The sequence below is a fragment of the Vibrio sp. Vb1980 genome (assembly GCF_033338615.1).
In the GTDB taxonomy this organism is placed as follows: domain Bacteria; phylum Pseudomonadota; class Gammaproteobacteria; order Enterobacterales; family Vibrionaceae; genus Vibrio; species Vibrio alginolyticus.
Genome location: NZ_JAWOSZ010000019.1, coordinates 80,517 through 88,257, shown reverse-complemented (window position 1 = coordinate 88,257; position 7,741 = coordinate 80,517). Strand labels below are relative to the sequence as shown.

Below are 7,741 nucleotides of genomic sequence, written 5' to 3'. Positions count from 1 at the left end.
GGTTGAAAGCACCGGTCTTGAAAACCGGCATACGTTAATAGCGTATCTAGGGTTCAAATCCCTATCTCTCCGCCACTATTAAGAAGCCTCGCTAGAAATAGCGAGGCTTTTTTCATTTCCGCACATCTTTATTACTCTATCTGTGCTTGCCAAAAATCAATTCCATATGCGATCTACTTTTGGACTAAGTAATATCGGTATCGGTATCGGTATCGGTATCGGTATTGGTATTGGTTGTGACGTTTTGATTTTTGCTAAGAAGTGCAGTTGCTTCTAAAGCTGTTCATCCTCATCACTGCATGCTGTCCCGATAAGGTTGTTGGAGATGCTTTGTTAAGGTGTTGAACCATCTATTGCCTTATCGTTCTCTTAAAGCACTACCATTGCTTCTCTAGCCCATTTTACCGGATAGACCGAACAAATAAGCATACTCAAATAGCCACTGTTTCACTGATGTATCTTTTTGTTTTACTCAGTCTAGCGACGCGTGTGCTCTATTGCCTAAATCTAGCTACGTCTTAAAACCATACATCAACAGGCTAAAGTTACGTATTCCTGCATCTTTTAAAATTGTTTTGGATTCTGCTGGAATGACAGGATCAGAGTAGTCAAAAGAGAAGAGGAAAGTGAAACGATAGTGAGTTGCTAGGAAGTTGAGAACTACTTGGGAGCCAATGAATTGGATAAACATATTGATGACTAAGGACTGAAGGGTTAATAGCAGGCAATAAAAAAGCCGACAGGTAAGCTGTCGGCTTGGTTAGGTCATCTTAAGTTAGTCATTCTGTACGAGCGTGAGAGCTTTACGAGAGACTTCGTGAGCAGCTTTGGTTAGATTTTGCTTCTCTAGTGTGTCTGCTAGGAATGCATAGTCAGAGACGTCAGAGCGAAGCTTTAAGGCGATCTCAAAGTGATCCTGGGCTTCTTGCCACTTCTCTTGACGGAAATAGAAGTGCGCTAATGCGCTATGGGCAGCGGCGTTATCCGGTTCTTTCTTCACTACTCCCTCTAAGAAGACCACGACAGGGTGGGTATCTGGCAGATTTAGATCTGGCAGTAGTTGATAAAGCTCTGGGGCTGGTTGTTTTTTTAATGCTTCTTTTAGCACGGTAAAGGCTTCTGCATCAGCTTTTCGTGTGATGAGTTCTCGAGCAAAACAGGCAACGAGGTGTGTGTCTTGTTTCACTTTACGTGAGAGGCTATTCCAATGGGAGATTAGCCCTTCGCTACCCTGTTGCTGCGCTACTTCATGGAGTAAGCCGCACTGCGCCTTTTGAATCAGCTCTGCATGTTCTTCGTCCGAGATGAGTTTTGCTTTGGTTAGTTGTGGCAAGAGGTCAATAAGAGGTTGCCACAACTTTAGCTGCATGTACGTTGTTTTCAGCAAGTTCAATACAATAGAGTTACTCGCATACTGACTTTTTAACGATTGCAAGGTATCGAAAGCGGACTCGAACTCGTTGTCGCGGATAAATTGTTTCGCTCGAGTCAGCTCTACTGCGAGATGGGCGTTCTCTTGTTGGCTCGCTAGCTCTAGATAGTGATCTCGTTTTGCTTTATCACCTTGACCTTGTGCGGCTTCAGAGGCAACTAAGTAGCAAAGCAGCGGCATATCGTGATGATTTGCCCAGCGAGTTACTTTTTTCTCAGCACCTTTCCAGTCACCTTCTAGAAGTTTAATAATGCCTTCATTGGTGTATCGGCGGGAATGGCGCATTTTGCGAACACTGAAGTAGTTCCATGTTGTAGAACTAGCATAAACTAACTTCTTAATCAGGTACTCAAGCAGAAAAAGACCTGCGAGTGCTGCGATAACGAAAACCACTAATGTCGTTACGCTCATCTCGATCGTTTTCTCGGCAATGGAGATGAGTACATAGCCTTGCTGACCAGAAAACTGGGTGCCAACAAATAGTCCTGCGCCTAGTACAACAAATAGGAAAATAAGACGAAACATTACTTATCCTCCATGCCTGTCATCGTTGTGACTTCACGACGTAGGCGTTCACGGATGACATCTGATAGTTGAGACTGACTTTGCAGTTTTGTTGGGTATTCCACTTGAATATTTTGCTGACTTAGCAGGTTAACCGTTTTGTTGAACTCTTTAACGGAATTATCGTCTTGGTTGAAGAAAGCTAATGCCCATTTGTCGGCTGTTTTTAGAGATGTGGTGTAAATTTCACCTTGTTCTTGGTACACCGCTTTTATTGCCGTTTCCAATTTGGCTTTGATGTTTTCTTTCAGGTAAAAGTGTTGCTCAGGAGAAAGCAGTGGAATGACGTTACCATCGCGCGTGCGGAAGGTAATGAAGTTTTCTGAAAAGTCCTTCAAAGAGGTCATTAAGTTATCTTGCCAGTTTGCGATATCTTCAGACACTTCAGTGTTTTCTACGGCTTCAGCTTCAGGTAGCAGTGCATTGGCGAGAGGGAGCTTGTCTACTTGCTGTTGCAGGGCAGTTAAGCGTAGTACCAATCCATCACGGTCAATTAGCGGGATAGTGCGAAGTTTGGTGATATCGTTTGCCATTGCTTTACGTAGTTTGACGAGACTAGGGTCATTCAGCGCTGCAATGCGTTGGTCTGCACTTTCCATCAGTTGAGTCGCGCTTTCTACATCGTGCTCTAAGAACAATTTACGGCCGGCTAATTTGACGAGGTAATCGGCTTCCGCCAATAGCCAGTCGTTTGGTCGACGACCTTTCACATCGGCAACGGCGAGCTGTAAGCTTTCAATGCTCTTCTGTTGCTGTCCAAGTACCACTTCCGCTTTGTGTGTCACGTTTGTTGCTTTCTCGATGGTTTCTTCTTGTACCCGGCTGAGCTCTTGCTTCATGGAAGCTTGAGTGCTTTCTAGCTGACTTTTTAGTTGGGCGATCTGCGCTTGGTAATCGGCTTGCTGTTGATGCAGCTTGTACGCGAGGCCACCGCCAAAAATAATCGATAAGATGATAGCGACCGTGCCTAGTTTGACACCGCGTTTACCTTGTTTTTCTTCAAACTCGACTTTGGTTGGCTCTGCTGTTTTTGGGGGCTCGGCCGCTTGTGGTTGCTCTTTTTTAAGGTCCGCATCCTGCTGCGATGTGGTTTTTTCGACTAGCGGTGCCGATGAGGTTTCTTCGGAAAGGTTTTTATCGTTATTTTTTTGGTCGTTATTTTTACTTGTCATGCCTATATCCTGTGTAGCTAGGGCTGGAGAGCCGCCAGTAATTCTTGGTTGGATGCGCTTCCCGTGCATCTCACGCGAGTGAACCCCCTTTGAATTGCGATGTCAGCGATACGCTGACTGGGGATATACAACTCTTGTTGATTAAGCCAAGTCAATTGCTCCGACGTCAATTGGCTGCACAAATAATCCAGTTGTTCACCACTGGTGACAATAATCTGGTTAATTTGTAGGTTTTTCCATAGTGAGATACAGCTTACTGGATCGAATGGGATGAATTCTCTCTTGTAAGTCTCACTATAGTGAACTTTTGCGCCACGCCTCACCAATGCATCTTTGATCAGCTCTCTTCCGCCGTTACCACGAAGGATAAGAACTTGTTGTTGTGCCACATTGTTGAGCTCTGGCAGTCGCAATAAGTGTTCACTATCACTGACTTGGGGATAGTGTACTTTCTGTTGGGTACATTTGCTTAAATAGTGTGCTGTTTTTTGACCAACGGCAAGGTAAATAGCTTGTTTCGGCCATGACATCCCCTTGCTGGCTAAGATTTGCTGTGCACATTGCACTGCATGTCGACTAACAGCGATAACAATTTGAGCTTGATGTAGATGTTTAGAGAGGTGCGTGTCCGTGAGATCGGCGACAATGTCGATCAGAGGATGGTGATATGCGGAAATGCCGTGCCTTTCGAGCAGAGAGCAAAGCGCGTTGCCTTGCTCTCCCGGCCGAGTGACCAACACTGCCATGGTTATTCGTGATCTGCGTACAGCTTAGTTAGGATTTCACGAGCGCCGTTATCTAGCAGCTCATTGGCTAGCTGCACTCCTAATGCTTCGCCATCTTTACGATGGCCACGAATTTCACCACGCACAATTTCGCTGCCATCTGGTTCGCCAACTAATGCGCGTAGCCAAATGTTGTCGCCGTCTAGCAGGGCATAGCTGCCGATAGGTACCTGACAGCCGCCTTCTAGCGTAAGGTTCATTGCGCGCTCACACAAAACGCGGTCTACGGTGTCTTGGTGGTTAAGTGGCTCAAGCAGCTTAAGCAGTCTTTCATCGTCAAGGCGGCACTCAATACCGACAGCACCTTGCCCTACCGCTGGTAGTGATTGCTCTGGTTCGATAAAGCTACGAATGCGCTCTTCAAGCTTCAATCGTTTGAGGCCAGCCGCAGCAAGAATGATTGCATCATACTCACCCGCATCTAACTTACCAAGGCGAGTGCCCACATTACCGCGAAGCTCTTTGATGATGATGTCCGGACGATATTCTTTCAGTTGGCATTGACGGCGCAAACTGCAAGTACCAACCACGGCACCTTGAGGGAGCTCATCAATGTGGCTATAGGTATTAGAGACGAAGGCATCACGAGGATCTTCACGCTCACAAATGGTCACGAGGCCAAGGCCTTCTGGGAAATCGACGGGTACGTCTTTCATTGAGTGAACGGCGAGGTCTGCACGTCCTTCTAGCATCGCGATTTCAAGCTCTTTTACGAACAAGCCTTTGCCGCCAACTTTTGCTAGTGGTGTATCTAAAATCACGTCACCTTTGGTCACCATGGTTACTAACTCGACTTCCAAGCCAGGGTGAGCGGCTTGAAGGGCGTCTTTAACAAAGTAAGCTTGCCATAAAGCAAGAGGGCTTTTTCGAGTTGCAATGCGAATCGGTGTGGATTGTGTCATGATCTTCTCAATGCTGTTTGGATTTGGGTTTATCCTACCATTCTCATCAAGAAATGCTTACTGTTAGTTCGTTATCTCTGAAGGCTATGAATGGAATTACATGACGTTATGAAAATAGTGTGACTGGATTCTCAATTAGACTAAGGACTATTATTAGTAATAGGTAATAAGAGCGACACTACCGCGCGATTAATTTTGTGACTAAAGTATGGTTTTGTATCCAGAGTGATACGCGGGCGTGAAGCTTTACCCGCACCAATAAAAGTGTTAAATTGATCACGTTTTTAAGCCATTTTGGTTTAAAACGTCAGCAGATTTTCGTGATTGTTCAACCAAGGAATTCCCCTTGCAGGCTTACACCCAAAAAATCATCCAGCGACTAGATAATTTGAATCAGCAGCGAGTTGATCGCGCGTTGGCGCTTATGGATTCGCAAAGCCAGCAAGTCTTCCACTTGATTCCTGCCTTGTTGAACTACAACCATCCTGTAATTCCTGGCTATTATGATGCCGATGTCCCGTTTGGTGTGCATGGGCTTGAACTAAATAGCATTCAGCAACAATTCATAGATGATATTCAACTTGCCATTGGTCAGCCGCTCAAGACGGTAGAAAAGCCCGCTATATTGGGTTTATACACCATGGGCAGTACCTCCTCGATTGGTCAAAGTACTTCCAGTGATTTGGATATTTGGGTGTGTATCTCGCCCGATATGGATTGTGACGAACGCGAGTTATTGACCAATAAATGCTTACTCATCACGGATTGGGCACAAAGCAAAGGCGTGGAAGCGAACTTTTTCTTAATGGATAAAGAGCGCTTTAGAAGCAATCATTCTGAGGAGATGACAGGTGATAACTGTGGTTCATCTCAGCACTTACTTTTGCTAGATGAATTCTATCGTAGTGCGGTGCGTATTGCCGGACAGCGTTTGTTATGGCAAATCGTGCCGCCAGAAATGGAAGAGTGTTACGACGAGTACGTTTCTCAACTGTGCAGTGATGGTTACATCGACTGTAGTGAATGGATCGACTTTGGTAAATTGAACTGCATTCCTGCTGAAGAATACTTCGGCTCGAACTTGTGGCAGTTATACAAAAGCATCGACTCTCCCTACAAATCGGTATTAAAAGCCATCTTGCTAGAAGCTTACTCGTGGGAATACCCGCATACTCAATTGTTAAGTATCGACACTAAGCGTCGTTTCTTTGCCCATGAGCCTGACCTCTATGGCATGGATGCGTACTACTTAATGTTGGAAAAAGTAACCCGTTACTTAGAGCGAATTCAAGACGATACACGTTTGGATTTGGTGCGTCGCTGTTTCTATCTCAAAACCCATGAAAAACTATCTCGTGAGCCGAATATTGGCTCAGTAGCTTGGCGTCGTGAAGCACTGAGCGATATGATTGCAAAATGGAATTGGGATGCCAGTGTCGTTGCAGAGCTCGATGACCGCCGTAATTGGAAGGTTGAACAAGTAAAGGTGGTACATCATGCATTGCTGGATGCGTTGATGCAAAGCTACCGTAACTTGATTCAATTTGCGCGTCGTAACGACATCACTTCTGCTATCAGTCCGCAAGACATCAGTATTTTGGCCCGTAAACTCTACGCTGCTTTTGAAGTATTGCCGGGCAAAGTAACGTTACTAAACCCACAGATTTCACCTGATCTGCACGAGCCTGACTTGAGCTTTATCGAAGTGAAAAAAGGGGGGGTAAACAAGTCTGGTTGGTACCTCTATAAACAACCGCTTATTGCGCACCGCATTTTGGGGCAACCATATCTAGAGCATCATGAATACTTGAGTAAGTTGGTTGCTTGGGCATTCTTCAATGGCTTGATCACTGAATCGACTCGTTTACATGCCGTGGTACGTGAAGCGCAGCTAGATATTGATAAGTTTTACCAAATGGTGAGTGACTTACGAAATACTTTTGCGTTGCGTAAGCGTCGTCCATCTATGCAGGCGCTAGCGAGTCCTTGTGAAATAAGCCAGCTTGCGATGTTCATCAACTTCGAAAATGATCCGACGTCTGAACTTTCTGGTCGTTCGTTGAAAGTGGATGTTAAGAACACCGATATTTTTAGCTTTGGTCCAGAACATAAAAATTTAGTCGGCAGTGTTGACCTTGTTTACCGTAACTCTTGGCATGAAGTGCGTACGCTGCATTTCAAAGGGGAAACGGCGATGCTGGATGCACTGAAAACCATTTTGGGCAAAATGCACCAAGATGCGTTGCCACCAGAATCAGTGGATGTGTTCTGCTATGCGAAGAACATGCGTGGTGTGATGCGTAATATGGTTTACCAGCTTTTAGCTGAATGTATCGACTTACGCTTGAAACCAGTAGAGCAAGAGAAACGTCGCCGCTTTAAAGCGATGCGTCTTGGTAACCAGACTTATGGGTTGTTCTTTGAACGTCGTGGTGTGTCGGTGCAGAAGCTAGAAAATTCCATCGATTTCTACCGCAGCATTTCTACTAACAAACTCAAAGGCTCGCCGCTGTTAATGCTCGATCGTGAGCAAGAATATCAAATGCCGGAAGCGGTGGATGGGTTTGCCAGTGAAGGTCTGGTGCAGTTCTTCTTTGAAGATAACGAAGATGGCTTCAATATTTATGTGTTGGATGAGTCAAATCAAGTAGAAGTGTATCACCAATTTAGTGGCTCCAAAGATGAAATGATTTCGTCTGTAAACAGTTTCTACACGTCGGTAAAAGACGATAGTCGCGTCGCGTCGAAGTTTATTAATTTTAACCTGCCTCAGTACTATCAAATTATTCACCCTGAAGAGGGGAATGCGTATATCATTCCTTACCGTAATGACGGTTGTTCACCGAGTCGCCCGACCAAAACTGTGAACGCGTAATTAAACCCTTA

5 protein-coding genes are annotated in these 7,741 nt (G+C 45.2%); 1 reads left to right on the top strand and 4 read right to left on the bottom strand.

The window, feature by feature from the left end:
• Positions 1 to 775 precede the first annotated feature (775 nt).
• From R7F64_RS21085 to hemC, 4 genes are read right to left on the bottom strand one after another with little or no spacing between them, the layout of a single operon-like run.
• Positions 776 to 1,957 carry a heme biosynthesis protein HemY gene (locus R7F64_RS21085; protein WP_005383375.1) on the bottom strand — a complete coding sequence of 394 codons (1,182 nt, stop codon included), beginning with the start codon at positions 1,955 to 1,957 and terminating at the stop codon, positions 776 to 778.
• Positions 1,957 to 3,168, bottom strand: a complete 1,212-nt coding sequence (locus R7F64_RS21080) for a uroporphyrinogen-III C-methyltransferase (RefSeq protein WP_318072062.1) — start codon at positions 3,166 to 3,168, stop codon at positions 1,957 to 1,959. Before R7F64_RS21080 ends, R7F64_RS21085 begins: the two co-directional genes overlap by 1 nt.
• Before the next feature lie 17 nt (positions 3,169 to 3,185).
• On the bottom strand, positions 3,186 to 3,914 hold the full coding sequence (locus R7F64_RS21075) for a uroporphyrinogen-III synthase (RefSeq protein WP_318072061.1): 729 nt from the start codon (positions 3,912 to 3,914) through the stop codon (positions 3,186 to 3,188).
• A gap of 2 nt (positions 3,915 to 3,916) precedes the next feature.
• Positions 3,917 to 4,855 carry a hydroxymethylbilane synthase gene (hemC, locus tag R7F64_RS21070; RefSeq protein ID WP_005383388.1) on the bottom strand — a complete coding sequence of 313 codons (939 nt, stop codon included), beginning with the start codon at positions 4,853 to 4,855 and terminating at the stop codon, positions 3,917 to 3,919.
• A gap of 346 nt (positions 4,856 to 5,201) precedes the next feature.
• Here hemC and R7F64_RS21065 point away from each other — a divergent pair, with 346 nt between their 5' ends.
• Positions 5,202 to 7,730: a class I adenylate cyclase gene (locus tag R7F64_RS21065; RefSeq protein WP_042523920.1), complete on the top strand. Its 2,529-nt coding sequence runs from the start codon at positions 5,202 to 5,204 to the stop codon at positions 7,728 to 7,730.
• Positions 7,731 to 7,741: the final 11 nt, after the last annotated feature.

Excerpts from the sequence above, each read along its gene's own strand:
- hemC (WP_005383388.1), bottom strand. The coding sequence starts at position 4,855 with ATGACACAATCCACACCGATTCGCATTGCAACTCGAAAAAGCCCTCTT.
- R7F64_RS21085 (WP_005383375.1), bottom strand. The coding sequence starts at position 1,957 with ATGTTTCGTCTTATTTTCCTATTTGTTGTACTAGGCGCAGGACTATTT.
- R7F64_RS21075 (WP_318072061.1), bottom strand. The coding sequence starts at position 3,914 with ATGGCAGTGTTGGTCACTCGGCCGGGAGAGCAAGGCAACGCGCTTTGC.
- R7F64_RS21080 (WP_318072062.1), bottom strand. The coding sequence starts at position 3,168 with ATGACAAGTAAAAATAACGACCAAAAAAATAACGATAAAAACCTTTCC.